18 protein-coding genes and 3 tRNA genes are annotated in these 18,773 nt (G+C 64.3%); 12 read left to right on the forward strand and 9 right to left on the reverse strand.

The features are described from left to right. The first annotated feature begins 14 nt into the window (after positions 1–14). Positions 15–1,355 carry an amino acid permease gene (locus RIV12_RS02365; protein WP_309321979.1) on the forward strand — a complete coding sequence of 447 codons (1,341 nt, stop codon included), beginning with the start codon at positions 15–17 and terminating at the stop codon, positions 1,353–1,355. 25 nt (positions 1,356–1,380) lie between these two features. Here RIV12_RS02365 and RIV12_RS02370 read toward each other — a convergent pair whose 3' ends face one another. Together RIV12_RS02370 and RIV12_RS02375 are read right to left on the reverse strand one after the other, a co-directional pair. Beyond that, positions 1,381–1,755: a YccF domain-containing protein gene (locus RIV12_RS02370; protein WP_075419113.1), complete on the reverse strand. Its 375-nt coding sequence runs from the start codon at positions 1,753–1,755 to the stop codon at positions 1,381–1,383. 50 nt (positions 1,756–1,805) lie between these two features. Further along, complete coding sequence (locus RIV12_RS02375; RefSeq protein ID WP_309321935.1) at positions 1,806–2,726, reverse strand: ATP-grasp domain-containing protein; 921 nt, start codon at positions 2,724–2,726, stop codon at positions 1,806–1,808. Between the two features lie 189 nt (positions 2,727–2,915). Here RIV12_RS02375 and RIV12_RS02380 point away from each other — a divergent pair, with 189 nt between their 5' ends. From RIV12_RS02380 to RIV12_RS02420, 9 genes are all read left to right on the forward strand, one after another. Beyond that, the gene (locus RIV12_RS02380) at positions 2,916–3,431 is read left to right on the forward strand and encodes a hypothetical protein (RefSeq protein ID WP_075419115.1); all 516 of its coding nucleotides are present in this window, start codon (positions 2,916–2,918) and stop codon (positions 3,429–3,431) included. A gap of 166 nt (positions 3,432–3,597) precedes the next feature. Beyond that, positions 3,598–3,670: transfer RNA gene (locus RIV12_RS02385), tRNA-Lys, on the forward strand. A gap of 48 nt (positions 3,671–3,718) precedes the next feature. After that, positions 3,719–3,794 (forward strand) — tRNA-Lys (locus RIV12_RS02390). A gap of 286 nt (positions 3,795–4,080) precedes the next feature. Then, positions 4,081–4,305, forward strand: coding sequence for a hypothetical protein (locus RIV12_RS02395; RefSeq protein WP_309321936.1), 225 nt, complete (start codon positions 4,081–4,083; stop codon positions 4,303–4,305). A 155-nt stretch (positions 4,306–4,460) separates the two neighbouring features. Continuing rightward, positions 4,461–4,937, forward strand: a complete 477-nt coding sequence (bcp, locus tag RIV12_RS02400; protein WP_075419116.1) for a thioredoxin-dependent thiol peroxidase — start codon at positions 4,461–4,463, stop codon at positions 4,935–4,937. A 70-nt stretch (positions 4,938–5,007) separates the two neighbouring features. Then, positions 5,008–5,092: transfer RNA gene (locus RIV12_RS02405), tRNA-Leu, on the forward strand. Between the two features lie 856 nt (positions 5,093–5,948). After that, positions 5,949–6,908 carry a hypothetical protein gene (locus tag RIV12_RS02410; RefSeq protein ID WP_309321938.1) on the forward strand — a complete coding sequence of 320 codons (960 nt, stop codon included), beginning with the start codon at positions 5,949–5,951 and terminating at the stop codon, positions 6,906–6,908. Positions 6,909–7,086: 178 nt separating this feature from the next. Further along, positions 7,087–9,663 (forward strand): AAA family ATPase, encoded by a 2,577-nt coding sequence (locus tag RIV12_RS02415; RefSeq protein WP_309321940.1) that lies wholly within the window; start codon positions 7,087–7,089, stop codon positions 9,661–9,663. A 990-nt stretch (positions 9,664–10,653) separates the two neighbouring features. Beyond that, on the forward strand, positions 10,654–12,006 hold the full coding sequence (locus RIV12_RS02420) for an SMI1/KNR4 family protein (RefSeq protein ID WP_309321941.1): 1,353 nt from the start codon (positions 10,654–10,656) through the stop codon (positions 12,004–12,006). 1 nt (position 12,007) lies between these two features. On the opposite strand, the gene RIV12_RS02425 is transcribed toward RIV12_RS02420, so the two are convergent. After that, the gene (locus RIV12_RS02425; protein WP_309321943.1) at positions 12,008–12,301 is read right to left on the reverse strand and encodes an antibiotic biosynthesis monooxygenase family protein; all 294 of its coding nucleotides are present in this window, start codon (positions 12,299–12,301) and stop codon (positions 12,008–12,010) included. A gap of 153 nt (positions 12,302–12,454) precedes the next feature. On the opposite strand from RIV12_RS02425, the gene rph reads away from it, so the two are divergent. After that, the gene (rph, locus tag RIV12_RS02430; protein WP_075419117.1) at positions 12,455–13,261 is read left to right on the forward strand and encodes a ribonuclease PH; all 807 of its coding nucleotides are present in this window, start codon (positions 12,455–12,457) and stop codon (positions 13,259–13,261) included. Between the two features lie 3 nt (positions 13,262–13,264). Further along, on the forward strand, positions 13,265–13,972 hold the full coding sequence (gene rdgB, locus RIV12_RS02435) for an RdgB/HAM1 family non-canonical purine NTP pyrophosphatase (protein ID WP_309321944.1): 708 nt from the start codon (positions 13,265–13,267) through the stop codon (positions 13,970–13,972). Between the two features lie 30 nt (positions 13,973–14,002). On the opposite strand, the gene RIV12_RS02440 is transcribed toward rdgB, so the two are convergent. From RIV12_RS02440 to clpS, 6 genes are all read right to left on the reverse strand, one after another. Continuing rightward, positions 14,003–15,442 (reverse strand): L,D-transpeptidase, encoded by a 1,440-nt coding sequence (locus RIV12_RS02440; protein ID WP_309321945.1) that lies wholly within the window; start codon positions 15,440–15,442, stop codon positions 14,003–14,005. Positions 15,443–15,527: 85 nt separating this feature from the next. Beyond that, positions 15,528–15,941, reverse strand: a complete 414-nt coding sequence (locus RIV12_RS02445; RefSeq protein WP_075419120.1) for a DUF3054 domain-containing protein — start codon at positions 15,939–15,941, stop codon at positions 15,528–15,530. Positions 15,942–16,054: 113 nt separating this feature from the next. After that, positions 16,055–16,852, reverse strand: a complete 798-nt coding sequence (locus RIV12_RS02450) for an MBL fold metallo-hydrolase (RefSeq protein WP_075419121.1) — start codon at positions 16,850–16,852, stop codon at positions 16,055–16,057. Then, positions 16,849–17,712 (reverse strand): glutamate racemase, encoded by an 864-nt coding sequence (gene murI, locus RIV12_RS02455; RefSeq protein WP_309321981.1) that lies wholly within the window; start codon positions 17,710–17,712, stop codon positions 16,849–16,851. Before murI ends, RIV12_RS02450 begins: the two co-directional genes overlap by 4 nt. Positions 17,713–17,742: 30 nt before the next feature. Next, positions 17,743–18,429, reverse strand: coding sequence for a DUF2017 family protein (locus RIV12_RS02460; protein WP_309321947.1), 687 nt, complete (start codon positions 18,427–18,429; stop codon positions 17,743–17,745). Then, positions 18,429–18,764 carry an ATP-dependent Clp protease adapter ClpS gene (gene clpS, locus RIV12_RS02465; RefSeq protein ID WP_309321949.1) on the reverse strand — a complete coding sequence of 112 codons (336 nt, stop codon included), beginning with the start codon at positions 18,762–18,764 and terminating at the stop codon, positions 18,429–18,431. The genes RIV12_RS02460 and clpS overlap by 1 nt, the downstream gene beginning before the upstream one ends. Positions 18,765–18,773 lie beyond the last annotated feature (9 nt).

Here is an 18,773-nt window from a genome sequence, read left to right on the forward strand (position 1 = left end):
CGCTGGAACGCCGCATGAACCGACGTCACCTCATGATGATCAGCTTCGGCGGGGTCATCGGCACGGGACTGTTCCTCTCGACTGGCAACACGATCCACCAAGCCGGCCCCCTAGGGACCGTGCTGGCCTACTCCATCGGCGCCGTCATCGTCTACCTGGTCATGCTGTGCCTGGGAGAGCTGAGCGTTGCGATGCCCTTCACCGGAGCCTTCCATGTCTACGCCCGCCAGTACCTGGGTCCCGCCACGGGCTTCGTCACCGCCATCCTGTACTGGCTCACGTGGACGGTGGCCCTGGGAAGTGAGTTCACCGGCGCGGCGATGATCATGTACGGCTGGTTCCCGGGCGTTCCCGTATGGGTGTGGGCGGCTACCTTCATCGTGCTGGTCCTCGTGCTCAACATGGTCTCCGTCAAGGTCTTCGCCGAGGCGGAGACCGTGCTGTCCGGGATCAAGGTGGCGGCGATCATTGCGTTCATCGCTCTGGGCACGGCCGCAATCGTCGGACTGCTGCCCTACGAGGGGCACCGCTCATTCCTGGGGCTGACGAACCTGTACCGGGACGGCCTCTTCCCCAACGGCTTCGGCGCGGTGTTCACCACGATCCTGGCCGTCAACTTCGCTTTCTCCGGCACCGAGCTCATCGGCATCACCGCCGGAGAGGTCGAGGACCCGGGCACCACCATTCCTCGTGCGATCCGGGCGACCCTGGCCCGCCTGGCCATCTTCTTCATCGGCTCGATCATCGTCATCGCAGCACTGATCCCTTGGGAAAAGGCCGGGGTCGAGGAGAGCCCCTTCGTGACGGTCCTGTCCAGAATCGGCGTGTCCTACGCCGGGGACCTCATGAATATCGTCATCCTGGCCGCCATCCTGTCGGCGGCGAACTCAGGGCTCTACGCCTCGACACGCATGCTGTGGTCCTTGGCCAATGAGGGCACCCTGCCCACGGTCCTGGCCCGCACCAACCGCTACGGGGTACCCGCACTGGCAATGGGCCTGTCCATGGTCGGTGGGCTGGCCTCACTGCTGACCTCGGCCTATGCGGCCTCCACGGTCTATCTGGTCCTTGTGTCCGTCTCCGGTCTCGCCGTCGTCCTGGTGTGGGCGGTCATCGCCGCATGCCACCTGTCCTTCCGACGGCGCTGGCTCGCTGAGGACCGCAGCCTTGAGGACCTGCCCTACCGGGCTCCCGGGTATCCGTGGGTCTCGATCGCCGCACTGGGACTGTCGACAGCCTCGTGCCTGCTCATCGTCTTCGACCCCGAGCAGCGCGGCGGCCTGGCGATCACCGCCGTCTTCCTCGTGGTCTGCTACGTGGGCTACTGGGGAGCCAACCGCCGCATCAGCCTATGACGCCTGCGGTGAGGCCGAAAAGGTCTTACCGGGTCTCGACGATCTGCTTGCCGAAGGGGAAGCAGGTGACAGGGATGAGCTTGATGTTGGCCACGGCCAGAGGGATTCCGACGATGGTGATGGCCTGCGCCGCGGCGGTGGCGACGTGGCCGATAGCCAGCCAGAGTCCGGCAATGAGGAACCAGATGATGTTGCTGATCCCGCTCATGGCACCGGCCCCGGGAGCCGGAACCACCTCACGCCCGAAGGGCCACAGGACGTAGGCGGCGATACGGAAGGAGGCGACGCCCGCGGGAATCGTGATGATGAGCAGGCAGGCGATCAGTCCGAAGAAGACGTAACCGAGGAACAGCCAGAACCCACCGAAGACGACCCAGATGATGTTAAGCAGCGTGCGCATGGCACCTATCTACCACATCCAGACGCCTCGACGGGCCCACGTCTGCGCGGTCACCAGAAGATGCGCTGGGCGATGGCGTCGGCGAAGTTGTCCAGCGCCTCCGGTGACGCCCCGAGGTAGAGGCCCGCGTCGATCAGCGAGACCTCCATGAGGTAGAAGCCGCCCTGACCGTCCCCGACGACGTCGACACGGTTGAACAGGAGCTGAATGTCGCGCCCGGAGACCTCCTTGATCAACGTGTGGATGGCCTTGCGCACCCGCTCACCCCAGAGCCACTCCTGCTCACTGGGCTCGCGCGCCGTGACGATCTCCTCGTGGATCTGGTCGGTCGACTTGAAGGACGGGTGGAGCATCGGGGCCTTCTCCACCGCGTGGGACAGCACGCCGTTGAAGTAGACCAGCGAAACCTCACCCTTGCGGTCGACCTCCTCGAGGTAGCGCTGGACCATGACGGTGCGCCCACGGCGCAGGTGGTGCATGGCGTCATTGATCGCCGCGGACCGGGAGGAGGCATCGGTGGCGGTGTAGCGCCCGGTGCCGCGCCCACCCGAGGAGACGGCCGGCTTGACGACGAAGTCACCATGGGCCGGGAAACGGGTGTGAACCTGGTGCTTGGAGTATCCGGCCTCGGGCTCCAGCCACATCGTCGGAATCATGGGAACCCCCCACCCGCTCAGGCGGGTGAGGTAGTGCTTGTCCGAGTTCCAGGTGACGACGTCGGGATGGTTGGCAAGCCTGGGCACCGACCGGGCCCACTGGAGGAACCGGGAGTAGTTGCCCTTGGTGGCGTAGTCACGGACGCTGCGTAGCACGACCGTGCCGGACTGGCTCCAGTCGACATCGGGGTCGTCCCATACGGCAATCCGCGGCTCGATGCCACGTGCACGCAGGGCATCCGGCAGGCCGCGGTCATCGTCATCAAGGTCAGGGAAGTCGGCGCAGGTCGCCAGCGTCACGATCGGGTCGCTCATGCGGCCCACGCTACCGCGCACGGCACCACGGCGAGAGCCACAGACGTGTGACGCTGAACCGCGCCCGTACCAACGGACATGACTACTTACTGGTCGGAGCGGCAGCAGGCATCCGTCCAGGCCCTCCGACACCCCGACGCCGTCCACGCCTTGCTCAGCCGTCGCGTGCGAGGGTGTCACAATGCCGAGGTGACTTCTGAGACCCGCAAGCCGCGTATGACCTCCGCGCAGCGCTACTGGGCATCCATGGCCGCCATCGTCGTCGCGACCATCCTCGTCGCGGGCCTGCTCGGGGGAACGGTCTCACTGCTCACCGGCGCCCGCGAAGGCCGCAGCAGCATGTGGGGCGGCATGGTGGTCGCACTGGTCATGCTGGCGGGCTGGACCCTCGGCACGCGCGTGCGTGACCGCAAGAAGCTCGACCTCCCCCTATGGCGCCGCCTCACCGAGGAGCAGGCGGCCACGCTGAAGCAGTACCACCAGTGGTCACGCACCGGCCGCATCGACCGGGACGACGACGGCCCCAAGGGCGCCCCCTCCGGGCGGAGCGGCCGTGACCGAAGCTCACGGACAGGCGGAGGCGCCTCAAGCACGTCACCGTCGAGGATGCGGTCCCCGCGGGGCACGATGTCGAAGCGCGACCGCGCTCGTGCCGCCGACGTGCGCCGCCGCCGACAGGAACGCGAGGGCGGCCCGTCGCACTGAGCGGACTGCCAGGCAGCGCGCAGCAGCTCACCTCTTTGCCACCCCTTGAGACTTGCCGCACAATCGCCTGGTTTCATGGATCCTGACTGGACGAAGCCCTCCTCCATCCGTAAAGTATTCCTCCGTCGCCCAGCGAGCCACGTCGAATGACATCGCTGTGGTGAAAGCACCGCTAGCTCAATTGGCAGAGCAGCTGACTCTTAATCAGCGGGTTCAGGGTTCAAGTCCCTGGCGGTGTACGAATCTTCCTGACCATAGGGAAGGAAGAGCAGGTCGCCATTGACCGAGCACCGCTAGCTCAATTGGCAGAGCAGCTGACTCTTAATCAGCGGGTTCAGGGTTCAAGTCCCTGGCGGTGTACCACGAAGGGCACGCGCTTCGCCCGGGATGACCCCGAAAGCACAGCAGCAGGCGCATGACGGCGGTCGATGACAACCACCTCCGCACTGAGAAGTTCTCAGAATGCCACCGTTTCACCGGTTCTCACGCCCTCGTGACCACAGTCTGCGGCGGCGCCGACCAGTCGCCGCACCGGAACTCTTGATTGATCCGCAGCATGCCGGTCCCGCAGGTACGTCCCTGCTCCGACACACGCTGCGACCCAGGCCCCATCGGGCCGACGACGCTGAAGGAAGATGAGGAGATACGTATGACACACGACATCCACACCATGACCGCCCTGTCCGCCCTGGCCGCCGGGACGACAGCCACTGACACCCGAACCGATGATGCGGCCAGCAGGGAGCTCTTCGCAGCACGCGCAGAGCTCGCCTCGCTGGGGGCAACGGCCTCCCCCTCGCGCCTCGAGCGAGCGCTGGAGCGTCTGGAGGCGGCGCAGCAGGCCTCACGGCGAACGCTCGCCCAGGCCGCCTGACCGGGAGGCATCACCCGGAGATGGGGCAGGGGTCCCGTGCGACCGGCGTCCTGAACGTTTGCCAGATCACGAAAGTAAGTCCTCGAATTCACTGCCGCAGGCACCGGAGGCGATGCGAGGATGAGCACATTCGCCCAGGAGCCCGAGGAGGACCCATGACCCAGCTCGTCGCCGGTGACCGAGCCCCGGAATTTGCCCTGCCCGACCAGAACGGCCGCACAGTGACCCTTGACGACCTTCGTTCCATCACGAACAAAGGCGTCATCGTCTACTTCTACCCCAAGGCATGCACTCCGGGATGCACCAAGGAGGCCTGCGACTTCAGGGACTCCTTGGCAGAGCTCAAGGCGGCCGGCTATACCGTCGTCGGCATCTCCCCCGACCCGGCAAGCGCGCAGGCCAAGTTCTCCAACCGCCACGATCTGCCCTTCCCTCTGCTGTCGGACACCGACCACGCCGTCATGGAGGCCTGGGGAGTGTGGGGCGAGAAGAAGAACTACGGCAAGGTCTACACCGGCGTCATCCGCTCGACCGTGGTAGTGGCCCCTGACGGCACTGTGACGCTGGCTCAGTACAATGTCCGAGCGACAGGTCACGTCAAGCGGCTGCGCGCCGCACTCGGCGTGGAGTGATACGAACGCACGGGAGCGGTTGCCACATTCTGCTATCCGGGATGGAAGTCGGTAGAGTGGACGCCGCACAGCGCGAGTGGCGGAATTGGTAGACGCCCCAGGTTTAGGTCCTGGTGCCTTCGGGCGTGAGGGTTCGAGTCCCTTCTCGCGTACCAGCAAGCTCTTACCCGAACCCACCCCAGTCGAAACAGGCTGGGATGCGGTTCCAGATGTTGAACAACGCTCACCCACCAGGGTGGGCGTTGTTCGTGTTGTAGAGCTCATGAGCGTGTCGTCAGCGGTGGGCGGTGTGGTCGGCTTGTCGGGCTGAGCCAGGTGCGGCAGGTAGTGCGCATGGGCGGCGGCGTGCAGGCTGGGGCTGGTTAGCTGGTCGAAGGGTGGAGTGAGCAGGGCGCTGAGGCGAGTGCCGGAGCCCGTGTCGGCAAGGTGGATGGGACGAGAAGTCACGGCTGGCGTGTCAGCATCGGCAGCCCCTCCCCCGCTGGTATCGCCGGTTCCTTCTTCTCCGTCGCTGTGCTGCCCATCGTGTGCGTCCGTATCGCCTTAGCGTCGGCATTGGACATGCGAGCGGGGGGATCGGTGGGAGGGGCAAGCGAATAAGTTGCGGGCGGTGTAGCGGCGCAGGCACCTCGATCACTCCGTTGGACGCCGACTCGCCTGCGTTGCTGCTCTGTCATGCTGCAACCGCGACGTTCTCTAGCGCTGAGAGAGGCAGAGGCCCCCGCACCAGGTACGGGTAGCCCGCAAGGATGCTCTGGTTACCCTTGGTGGCAGGATCTGGACCCGCATAGCGGATTGCGCCGCCCACATCAGATCACGATTTAGCCGCAAACAGCCCGTCAGGACGGGAGACGACTACTGGCTCACCGCCCAGCGATCTACTATCGATTGCGGCAACGCAGCCACGTCCCTGTTGGAGTCATCCTCCAGCCCCTGTCACCCATGGCGACACCGGCGTCGCTCGGCTCTGCACTGCCGTATATCCCTCTTAATCCTGCGGTGGAGCCTCCCATGAGCCTGACGCGCGAACTAAATAAGAAGCAGTCTCCGTTCCGGCAGCTGGTGGAAGGTTGTGCCCCTGCGCTGGCCATAGCGGGCAGCAGGTCCCCGGAAGGCAAGCGAATCGCTGAACGGCTTGGCTTCTACGAACTCGTCAAGGCGCGATCCCTGGCACCACTGCCGGACGGAGTGACCGACGCACGGCGCCACTCACCAACTGTCGGCATGGCCTTCGACATCCGCACCAGGATGATGCTGGGCCAGTTCGAACCACGCCGGAGCGCCTCAGCGATGGGCATCGACGTCTTCAACCATCTCCTCGCACCACTGTTGCCGAACGGCCAACATATATCAGACGTCCTTGGCGACGCCTTCCTCGAAGCCGAGCGGCTCACCAGGGACGGCGACGACGTCGACCAGGACTACGCCAGCATCATCTTCGCGTGGTGCGAGTCGATCTACCGTGCCGGCGGGCGGGCGATACGCAGCTCGCTGGGCGAACGCCTGTCGGCAGCGAGGAACGTCGACGAAGTGTATGACTCAATCCCACCGCTCATGCTCGAAGACATCGCTCACCTACGCATCGTCAACCAGCGCCAGATCAAGCACTGGCGCCTGCGCATGAAGCATGGGGCCTTCTTCATCTCGAACCCATCCTTCTCCGGCGACTTCTTAGTCGGCGGCGCCGACGGCGACTGGTTCATCGACGACACGCTCTTCGACTTCAAGGTCAAGGACACCATCACAGCGCCGTGGGTGCGGAAAGTCCTCATGCAGCTCCTGGGCTACCTCATCCTCGATCTCGACAACGACTACCAAGCCAAGTGCATCGGTATCTGGTTACCACGACAGGCGACGGTCAGAACCTGGGAGATAGAAGAGATTCTTGGTAGTGACGCCAGCACGATACTGGCGAAGGCGCGAGTGGATGTGCAGAGTGTGATGGAGCATGTGGTGGGGGTGGTTGCGTGACGGTACACGTAACCACCCATCAAATCCATGCAGCCTCAGATTACCGTATTACGATCAGGTAAGCCGAACCGTACAGCCATCATAGAAAACTGGAGACACGACTAGCGATTGAATTCTCGAAGTATGTGCGTATTATATTACCAGAACTTAGTATACTATGTTTAACGAAAGCACTACAATGAGCTCGAAACACGATAACATCTCATCCAACAAAGACCCCCGCGATCTCCTAATTGAGTGGGCGAACTCTACTCCGGAATGGGTACGTTACATCGTACGAAATGTCGTCGAGAACAAGGAACCACTTGATGAAGAAAGGACAACTACTGCGTATAAGTTCTTCCTACAGGAGAACGGACTTGAAGAACGAACACTCCCGGATGAGCCACCGCTTATCGCCTCCAACGCCGACATAGAGACAATCGCCCCACTGACAATAACATCACTGTCTGACGTCACTGGCGTCAACGCACTGGGTACAGGTAACGTTATCGAGCCAGATCCTCACCTCACCATCTTGTTCGGCGAGAATGGAACAGGCAAGACAGGGTACTCGCGAATCTTTAAGGCGCTGGCGGAGAGCCGCACAGTCGACAAAAAGATTCTCGGGAACATCGCGCACACTCAGCCTGAGGCGATGTCAGCCACCGTCAAGTACAGACTTGGCGATAGTGATGAGCAGTGTTATATATGGCGAGGAAAAAAAGGGGTAATCCCCTTCACCAGAATGTCAATATTTGATAGCCGTGCAGTCAAAATCCATGTCGATGACGACCTAGACTATACCTACACACCTACTGCACTGGCAGTATTTAAACATGTCATGGCGGGCGTCAAGTCCGTACAGGAAACTGCAAAGAGAGAAACTGGATCATCCTCAGCGGTGTCGCCTGACATCCTATCGCGGTTCGACAAAAACACCAGTGTATATCAGCATATCGCTTCGCTTAGTGCTGCCACAGACCTAGCACACCTAAAATCAATGGCAGTCACCGACCCAGAGGTTAACACCCGTATCGAATCGCAACGTACGAAGGTTGCCGAGCTAGAATCCAATACCATCAGCATCAGGATTCGAGAACTGCAGCGCACTGAACGAGCGTTAAGCAAAATCTGTGAAGCCACCCTCGCGATAGAAGACTTTGACGTCGATACATACGAGCAAGAGCGCCAGGAACTTAAGCAGCTCGAAGAAAACTATCGACTATTCCGCGATGCACTGTTTAAAGAAGCCGACCTGCCAATGGCTCCAGATGATACCTGGATGATGTTCATCGAGTCTGCCGAGAAGTATCGCCAGCACCTCGATGCACATTCGGCATACGATACCGGGCGCTGCCTGTATTGTCGGCAACCATTGCAGGATGCAGCTCGTACGCTCATCGAGAAGTATGTCAAACTCCTGGAAGATAAGATCTCTGCAGACATCAATAGCTGCGAAGAACGACTCAAGGAACTAGTTGAGAGAGTAACGTCGACACAACTCTCTGACACCAAAGCGCTTATACGAGAATATGCCGAATCCGACGAAAAGCCAGCCTATTACGCTAGACTCGAGCAAGTCGTCAATGCGTTTGAAGCAGCGGCTGAAACCCTTTCTGCGTCTGAACAACTAGCACCATCGGCGATCAGTGCCGTAAGTATTGGTGGCGTAGAACTAAAAACTGAGTTCGAGAACTTACTGCAGGAGCGTAAACAGCTCCAGGAACAGGATGCGAATCGCTCTGAGACGCTGCAAGAAGAGAGGAAGCGCCTTTCTGAATTTGTTGCGGCGGCTGAGCTTGGCAAGTCGTGGACCAAGATCGAAGAGTTTGTCAACAAGGCTCAGTGGGTTGCTCGGCTTGATACCTGCAACAAACAGTTTCCTGGACTCATCCGCAAACTGACGAACTGTTCAAAACAAGCAAATGAGCAAATTGTAGATAACAATTTTGACACCCTGTTTTCAGAAGAATGTCGAGCGCTCCGGGCTCCAGAAGTTAAGGTGAATCACATTGGGCGACAAGGACGCGCTCGACGAAATCGAATACTAGTCGATAGCCATAAGCCTTCTGCGGTATTTTCTGAAGGTGAGCAGAAAGTACTTGCTATGGCTGATTTTCTTGCCGAAGCCCGGCTTTCTGGAGTAACGGCCCCCGTGATCTTTGACGATCCTGTTTCAAGCCTCGACCATCGTCGAGTTAGCGAAGTCGCAGAAAGAGTTGTGGCTTTGTCTGAAACAGCTCAGGTCATCGTGTTCACTCACGATATCTTCTTCACGACAAAGCTCCTGCAAATTATCGACGACGCTGGACGAACGTGCGCATACTTTCAGGTTTCTGACGAAAACGGCAAGGGTTTCATTGTGCGCGGAAGCCACCCCAGATGGGACTCTTATTCAAAAATCTCAAAGCGGATCAACTCGATTGTGCAGAAAGCAAAGTCATCAAAGGACAGTAATGAGCGTGACGAACTGGTTCAGAGGGGCTACAGCCTCATTCGTTCATGGTGCGAGGTGTTTGTTGAGATGGAAGTCTTGGCCGGCGTGACACAGAGGTACCAGCCTAACGTACGCATGACCTGTCTTTCTCAAATTAAGGTTGATCTGTTACCAGAAACGATTAATGTGGTTAATAGAGTGTTTGACGAGGCTTGTCGGTGTATCGATGGCCACTCTCAACCACTAGTTACTTTGGGGGTTAGACCAACAGCCACCACACTTGAAAACGATTGGGGTGAGCTACAAGCCGCTCATAAGCACTATCAGCATGGGTAATGTTTGCAGATTGGCGCATTGAGTTCACCTGAAACGCGCACTTGGGTGGCCCGTAGACAATTAGTGCCGACTCAGCACAACACTGCTGGTAGAACATGTTGCCCCCTCAACAGCCTGATCGTGCCGCACCGCGCTTCTCCATCTGCGTCAGCACGCTCTCGGCTCAGGCTCGGGTCCAGGGGTGGCGCCACCTTCCGCACCGTGTCTTCACTGACGCCTAGCCGTTGTGCGGTGTGCTTGACCGTCCCGATCTCGGCGTAGGTCTGGACGTACCCGCTTCTAAAGGACGAGGTCAGCCAGATCGCTACGCAGGCCGACAACTGCCTCCTTGAGACGTATGACTACGGTGGTGTGGTGGAGGGCGAAGCGTTTGGCGATCTGCATCGTCACCTGCGGGAAGAGTAAGGGCACACATACCGCTCCCCCAGCCACCAGTCATTTCTGGGCAGCAGTTAGATGCTTACTAACCGTATCCCGCCCGAAGCCGAGCTCCAGCCCGATCTCGATGTAGGTGCGCCCCTGGGCGTGGAGCTGACGAGCACGCTGGAGGTTATCGCTGGTGAAGCGTCGCTTGCGGAGGGGTGGTTACTTGGCCTGGCGGCAGACAGCCTTCACCGTGGAGGTAGACATGCCGACCTGCCTAGCGATCGCTCGGGCGGACATGCCGGTGGGCTCCAGGTCGAGGATCTGCTGCGTCTTCGCCGCGCCGATCGGACGGCAGGCCGCCTTGCGGATACCGCGGGCTGCAGTGGTCTCGCTTGCTTCTGACGTAGGCGCTACGCTAGCCGTGCTCGACTCCGGAGCAACCTCACCCGCGATGAGACGCTTGCGGAAGGCGAGCAGGGGTAGCCAGTTGTTCGGATTGATGCTGCCCAGGTGTACAGATTTCAGTTCCCAGCACCAAGAGGGGCTCCCTTCTCTGACAGGCGGCCTTGTCTTCTTCGTCTGCTCCGACACCTGTCCCTTCCGCCGACCTGATCCGAGGCATCGATGAAAGAGAACTCCTTCAATCAGGGGCCACCCGCCTTCGACGTCGTGCTGGCGCAGACGATCGCCAGACACTTCCGAGGGGCCACGACCGAGGTCATCGAAGGCGTTCAGACGGTCCGGTTGGGCGAGGGCCTTCCCACGATCGAGTGCTTCATTGACGAGATTCAGGACCACAAGCCGTACGGCACGTTCATCTTCCTTCAGATCAGTGGAGGCGCCTTCGGGAGCAGACGGGTCCTGGTGACGGCCAGCGGCTACGGCTCCAGTCAGCTGGAGTCGGTTGTCGCCGCCGGATGCAACTGGGCCTGCGCCTTCGGCCCCGTCCTCCTGACCGGAATCGGCCGCCCGGACCTCATCGACTCTGACAATCCCGACGTCGAGCAGTTCGAGGCCACGGTGGGAGGCAGACGCTACCGGGTGACCACCGGCCACCTCGACCGCAGCATGAATATGCCGATTGAGGAGGTGGAGGCCTACCGCCAGCGGCTGGGTGGCCCCCGTGCCCTGACCGACCGGGTACTCGCCAGCCCCTTGATTCCCGCCACTCGCTCCAATGAGGCAGTGGCACTGGGCTGCTACGCGGCCATCGGCCCCCACTCGATCACCGAGCTCAAGCTCGCCGGCGCCGACTGGCCCGCTGGACGCAGCGTCTTGGACGCGATTCCGCCCGAGCCCGGCGGCCACCGCATGCTCCGGGAGTGGTCGGTGCTCATGCCCTTGGAGCCCGCTCCGCCCCTCACCAGGGAAGGGCTTCAGCACACCCTCAACCTCATCGCCGCGACCTCGTACGATCCTGGCAGCGAGGCCGGCTGGCTCGGCGGCCGCCACCACGGCATGCGGCTGGGGCCGCCGAGCCTCCCTTCAGGACTCTCGCTGCCGGAGGACCTGCGCTGGTTCCTCAGCACCATCGCGGGCTCGGGCGCCGGCCCCGGCTACGGGCTGGACATCTACCCGGCCGACGACGGAGGCATCCACCTGGCCGATGCCGGTTGCGGCGCCGAGTGGCGCATGAGCCCCTACGACGGCAGCGTCTGGCTGGACTCACGGGCCTGCGACGATGGCTTCACCCGCGTGGCCCCGAGCTTCATCTCCTGGTACGAGGCCTGGCTCGATCACGCCATCCGCGGCGGCGGGACGTTCGCGCAGTGGTCCTACCAGGTCGATGCCGCTTACAAGCTGCTTGAGCAGAGCGCCGCCGAGTTCGGCGTCGAGCGCCTCCCCGAGACCGTCACCCGGGTGAAGATCCAGACCCCGACCAAGGCATTCGGCCCCTGCCACTCCTGTCAGCTCGTCTACGCCCGGTGCGGCGTGCCGGAGTCGGTCTTCGTCACGGCGCCCACCCCGGCGTCCTGAGTCACTCCTCGTGCTGGACGACCTCGAAACCGAGGATCTCCACGCTCATGCCCCGGCGCTTGTCGTCCTCGTGCCCGCCGGCGGGCCGCGCCGCACTCCAGCGCTCGTAGTCCTCGCGCCTGTCCCACCGGGTCACCACGAAGTAGCGGTCCTCTCCGACCAGCGGACGCAACAGCTCGAAGCCCTGAAAGCCCTGCGAGGCGTCAACGCCTCGCTTCCGTGCGGCGAAGCGCTTCTCGATCTCGGCCTGGGCGCCCTCGGGAAAAGTCAGTGCGGTGATGTTGACATAGGTCATAGGTGTTCTCCTCGGTGTCTACGTCGGCTCCCGGCCGGAAGCAGGTATCGCAACGAACGCTACCGCCTGACCGCCGTCGCGGACTACAGGCATCGAGCATCCCGAGGTACGGAGCCGACCCGAGGCTCGATGGCCGCCGGGTAGCCTGAGCCCATGACAACTGCCCCCTTCGCCCGCAAGGACGGCCGCGCCGTCGACGAGCTGCGCCCCGTGACCATGACCCGCCACTGGCTCGACCACGCCGAGGGATCGGTCCTGGTGACCTTCGGACGCACCCGAGTCCTGTGCGCCGCCTCCTTCACCGAGGGCGTTCCGCGCTGGCGCAAGGGCAGTGGCGAGGGCTGGGTGACCGCCGAGTACGCCATGCTCCCCCGGGCCGGGTCGGAACGCTCCGGCAGGGAGTCCGTGCGGGGCAAAGTCGGAGGCCGCACCCACGAGATCTCCCGCCTCATCGGCCGCAGCCTGCGCGGCATCATCGACGTCGCCGCACTGGGTGAGAACACGATCGCTCTGGACTGCGATGTGCTGCAGGCCGACGGCGGTACCCGCACCGCGGCGATCACCGGCGCCTACGTGGCCCTGGCAGATGCTGTCGCCTGGGGCACGCAGCACGGCCTCATCAAGGCCCGCCCCGGCAAGCCGGTGCTCTCCGACTCCCTGTCGGCCATCTCGGTGGGAATCATCGACGGCGTTCCCTGCCTCGACCTGCCCTATGAGGAGGACGTGCGAGCCCAGACCGATATGAATGTCGTCCAGACCGGGGACGGCCGCTTCATCGAGGTCCAGGGGACCGCCGAGCACGCCCCCTTTGACCGCTCCGAGCTGGGAGAGCTACTCGACCTGGCCGCCGCCGGCAACAGCCGCCTGGCAGAGCTCCAGCGCCGAGCCCTGGCCGGCCCCAGCGGTGAGCCCTTCACCGTGTCCTCCTCGCAGTCCTCGTCCCAGCCCACGGAGGCCTGAGCCGTGAGTGCCTCGTCAGACGCCGACGGCGCCGCCCCGCTCACGGACCGGGTCCAGGTGCCTGCTGGCGCCCGCCTCGTCCTGGCCACCCACAACGCCGGCAAGCTGGCCGAGCTGAGGCAGATCCTGACGCCGCTCGTACCGGGGCTGGATCCCGGCTCCATCATCTCGGCCGCCTCCCTCAAGGCACCCGAGCCGGTGGAGGACGGCCTGTCCTTCGCTGACAACGCGCTGCTCAAGGCCCGGGCACTGGCCCGGGCCACGGGCCTGCCCGCGGTCGCCGACGACTCGGGCCTGTGCGTCGACGTCCTGGGCGGCGCACCGGGGATCTTCTCGGCGCGCTGGAGCGGCCGGCACGGTGACGACACCGCGAACCTTCAGCTGCTCCTGGACCAGCTGGCCGACGTCGCCGACCCGCATCGCACGGCGCGCTTCACCTGTGCCGCGGTCCTGGTCCAGCCGGCCTCCGGCGGGCAGGCGGAGCAGGTCACCACCATCGAGCGCTCCATGGAGGGGCGCCTGACCCGCTCCCCTCTGGGCGAGGGGGGCTTCGGCTACGACCCGATCTTCGTGCCCGTCCAGGAGGATGAGCCGGACGGTCGGGGCCGCACCACCGCGCAGATGGCGCCTGAGGACAAGCACGCCATCTCCCACCGGGGGCAGGCATTCCGTGCCCTGGCGCCGGTCCTGGCCGACGTCCTGGCCGGCTGAGCCCGCGAGGGCGCCGTCAGTGAAGTGCCGTCAGTAGTGAGTCACCACAGTGGTGCCGATCTCGGACCACTGCCAGATAGCCTGGGCGTCCGCGACCGGGATGTTGATGCAACCGTGCGAGGACTCGTCCGTCCCGATGCCGAACTCCTTGACCCAGGGGGCGCCGTGGAGGGCGTAGCTGTTGTGCCAGTAGCTCACCCAGGGAACCCCTCGTTCGCAGTAGGGCCACTCGGGAGTGCACCCCATGTCCTGCGCCTGGTAGCGCAGATAGATCTTGTAGGTGCCGGTGATGGTCTCGTGCCCGACACCGCCGTGGTTGATGAGGATCGGCCCATAGACGACCTGCTGGCCCTCATAGGCGGTCAGCGTCGAGTCGGTGAGGTTGACATCGACCCACTTCTCCCCCGCCTTGGCCTGGTAGGCGAAGCGCTCCGGCCCGTTGGGCACCACTCTGCTCTCGGTGGAGTGAGGCACCTCGTTCCAGCTGATCTGCTGGCTGACGCTCCGGCCCTGACCGAGCCCTTGGACAAGCGCTGCCGTCACCGGCTCGACGTTGCCGGCCTTCCTTCCGGACTTGCCCGGGCGGGCGAGCTGGAGCACCGTGCCGGCTGAGTCGACGTCGTTGATGGCGTTGACCGGTTTCCGCTCCGCCTGCGTGCTCAGCGAGGACACCCAGGCCTTGATCTTCTCCTGCGAGACCGTCGGCACGATGCGGCCCTCTTTGACGGGGAAGTCGATCCATGAGGCCTTCTGAGCCTTGGAGGCCGTGTGCGCTGTGCCGTCGACCGCCACTGAGAGCTCGGCGTCCAGCAGCGCGGTTGCCGATTGCGCGACCGAGGCCGCCTCCTGGGCGCTCACCGTGGGATCGGTCCGGCGGATCGATACCGGCGCGGCATGGTCCGCCAGCTCTCGTGCGGCGACGTCGAGAGCCGAGTCGAGGTCACTGGGGTCGATGGCGTCGCCTGATTTCCCCGGTGAGGCGGTGAAGCCGCCACTGCCCTCGTTCCAGGTCACTGTCGGCTCGACGACGTGATTGCGCAGCGTGCTGCTCAGCCGGGACGCTAACGCGGCACGGGCCTCCTTGTTGATCGTGTACCGCACCGCCACCTCCCGTGTCCCCACAATACCGTGCAGGTGAGTCGTCAGTGACCCCGCTCCGGACACGGCGGCCTCCACGGTGGCCCGGGCATCGATCTGGGCGATCTGGGAGAGCGGAACGGTGGTGGGCGTGCCCTCAACGGTCAGCGTCAGTGACGCCGATGCGGCCTTCTGAAGCACGAGCGCGGTCAAGGTCGGCCGGTCCATTCCGGACACGTCCTGCCCCATGAGGATGGTTCCGCGCGGAGCCCGCCCCTCGTGCCTGTGGACGTAGACGACGGACCCGCCCACCGCTCCTCCCAGAAAGAGGGTGACGGCGATCAGGACGCCGACCCACTGATGCGGTCGACGCCGGCTGGAGCAGTGGTGCATGGCGCAAAGGTACGAATAGCCGGGTTGTCATCCCATAAAGGCAGTGCCCTGGTGCCGAGAGGAGTCGGAGCCGCCGGCCGCGAGGCTAGTTCCCGTCCTGCTCCTGCTCGGCGAGGCGACGCGCCACAGGCTTGGGGGTCAGGGAGTCGTGGGCGCGCACGTAGCCGTAGAGCCACCTCCATCCTCCCAGGAACACCAGGAGGAAGGCCCCGGTCATCACCGCCCAGGAGGCCATGGCGGACACGTCGTCGAAAGCCGATGCCACATGGCGTAACGCGATCCAGACCACCCAGCTGGTCCCCACGACGATGAGCCCCTCGGGCAGCGCCATCTCCAGATGATCGGGGTGAGAGCGTCGCAGGAGCCAGGTCACGCCCCAGGCGATGACGAGGGCCGTACCCGCCTGCCACAAGGAGGCGGGTACCTGCCCCAGGCTACGGGTGGAGGCGGCGCCGAACAGGGCCACGAGCGCCACCGCCGCCAGGTCCGCGGGAACCACCAACCACCAGCGTGTCCGTCTGCCACGGGTCCAGGGACAGTCCACCCCATCGGGAAGAGCCGGGGTGAAGGAGACCGTTCGCCGTTGGGTGGGGCGATCGTGCCCGTCAGCGCTCACAGCTCCCAGACGGCGTCCGCCGTCGCCGCCTCCAACGGACCGGAGTAGACGGCTGCGGCCTCCTTGAGGGGCACGGCCGGATCCGTCCAGGGCTGGATGTGGGTGAGGACCAGGTGCCCTGCGCCGGCCTGGGCTGCGAGCTCACCGGCGCGGCGCCCCGTCATGTGCATGCCGCCCACGGTGTCGCGCCCCTCGACGAAGGCCGCCTCGGCCAGGAGGAGGTCCACTCCCTGAGCCATGTCGCTCATCCCCTGGCAGGAGTCCGTGTCCCCGGTGAAGGCCAGGCTGACCTGCCGGGAGGGGTCCTCCTCACTGGGGCCCTCGATCCGGTAGCCGTAGGCCTCCACGGGGTGAAGCGCCTCGAAGGGGGAGATCACCAGGGGACCCACGCTGTAGGACCTGCCGGGCACGGCGGTGACGAAACCGAACTCCGTGGCGTAGCGCTCACTCGGCGGGACGCCGTCAACCCCCTGGAGGCGCTCCAACAGCTCCGAGGGCCCCAGGCAGGCGACCGGCCCGAGCGCCCCGGTGGGCAGCCAGCGCCGGTAGACGTGCATGCCGACCAGGTCGACCATGTGATCGGCGTGACAGTGGGAGATTGCAATGGCGTCGAGCTCGGCGGGATCGAGGTGGCGCAGCAGCTGCCCCATCGATCCCGGTCCGAGGTCCAGCACGATCGAGTAGGTGCGAGGCGCGCCGTCGGCGTCGACTCCGTCGGCCTGCACCAGGTAGGAGGAGGCCGAGGACTGGGGACCGGACATGGATCCCGAGCAGCCGATAATCGTGAGTCTCATGCAGTTCCTTGATGGGCGAGGGGAGGTGAGGGAGGCTGGGGCAGCTCGGCAGGGGCGCCAGCTGCCTCAGAGGTGAAGGCGACATGCTCAACGGCGGTGACCTCGGGTCCGAGGAACCGCCTGGCCAGGACGGAGAAGGCCTCCGGGTCGCCGGTGGAGGCGAAGTCATGGCGTGGCTCGGGGGCATCGGGCCCACGCAGAAGGTTCTTTCCGGCCAGTGCCCGGTAGACGTCCTTGGCGGTCTCGTCCGAGGAGGTCACCAGGGCCACGTCCTCCCCCATGACGTAGGAGATCGGCCCCACCAGCAGGGGGTAGTGGGTGCAGCCGAGGATGAGGGTATCCACGTCGGCGGCCTTGATGGGGGCCAGGTACTCCTCGGCGACGTCGAGGACCTCGGGGCCGGTGGTCACCCCCCGCTCGGCCAGCTCGACGAAACGCGGGCACGCCTGTGAGACGAGCTCGACGCCGGGAACGGCCTGAAGCGCGTCGTCATAGGCGCGCGAATCGACCGTCCCACGGGTGGCGATCAGGCCCACCCTGCCGTTGCGGGTCACTCGGGCCGCGGTGCGTGCCGCCGGGTGGATGACCTCGATGACCGGGACGCCCCGCCCCAGGGTGTAGCGCTCACGCGCATCGTGCAGGACGGCCGCCGAAGCGGTGTTGCAGGCGATGACGAGCAGTTTGACCCCGCGGTCCACGAGCTCGTCCATGATGCTCAGAGCCAGGGATCGGACCTCGGCGATGTCTCGAGGACCGTAGGGACTGTTGGCGGTGTCCCCGATGTACAGCACCTGCTCATGGGGCAGCTGGTCGAGGACAGAACGGGTGACGGTGAGGCCACCGACCCCAGAGTCGAACATCCCGATCGGAGCATCATTCACACCGCGAGACTATGCGGGCCCTGTGCCCCCGAACAGCGCGGATACCAGTGATTCCTGCCACCAGGTGACCATGTCGTAGACGAGCGCCGTCCCCCGGTACCACTGCTCGCGATCCGTCTCCTCCTCGGGGGCCTCCTGGAAGGCAACTGCGTGAACGTGCTCGGCGTCCTGAGCCGACTCGATGCCCAGGCGCTGGGCCAGCACGAGCCGGATGTCATTGATCGCCCCCAGCCAGTCGGACTCCTGGCCCGAGGCCACGAGCACCGTTTCCCCGGGGCCCGACGGCGCCCGCAGCTCGGCGGCCAGACGCACCAGGCGGTCGACCTTGTCACCCCGCAGACGCGCACGAGTCAGGCTGCTGACCTCCATCGAGGTGATGGGATCCTCCGAGGCCTGCGGAAGCAGGACGGCGATGACGGGGTCCGCGTCCGGTCGACCGGCGTGAACGTGATTGGTCGGCGGATCGAGGTCGAAGTCCAGAGCCTCCAGGACCTCCCGATCCCGCTCGCTCTCCCCCGGGCGTACCGGGTCGGGACGGGACGACGACGAGGTCTCAGACTCTCCGGTGCCCTCGACGGGAGGAGCATCCGCCTGGAGAAGCGCCCGGACCTCAAGGGCCAGCCTGGCGAGGAGCTCGCGCTCCCAGTCGTCAAGACCGCAGGCCAGCCCCTCGGGGACTCGGCGGAAGGCTCGCATCACCGCCCTCCTGAGGAGCCGTCGGCGGAGGCGTCACCGTCGTCACCCATGAGCTCGATGGTGGCGCGCAGGCCGTAGCCGTGCATCGCCGTGACATCGACCTCCATGCGCTCGCGGGCCCCCCGGGAGACCACGGCGCGGCCGGCGGTGTGCACCTGCATCATCCGGGCCTCGGCCACAGGCAGCGAGAAGCCGAAGTAGGAGTGGAACACCCAGGTCACATAGCTCATCGTGTTGATCGGATCGTCGTGGACCACAGTGCACCACAGGCGCTGGGCACGGACACGCGACTCCTCCAGGGTCTCCGGTTCCGCAACGGGCAACGAGGCGCTCATGCCACCAGG

The sequence above is a fragment of the Actinomyces stomatis genome (assembly GCF_031292835.1).
GTDB classification, from domain to species: domain Bacteria; phylum Actinomycetota; class Actinomycetes; order Actinomycetales; family Actinomycetaceae; genus Actinomyces; species Actinomyces stomatis.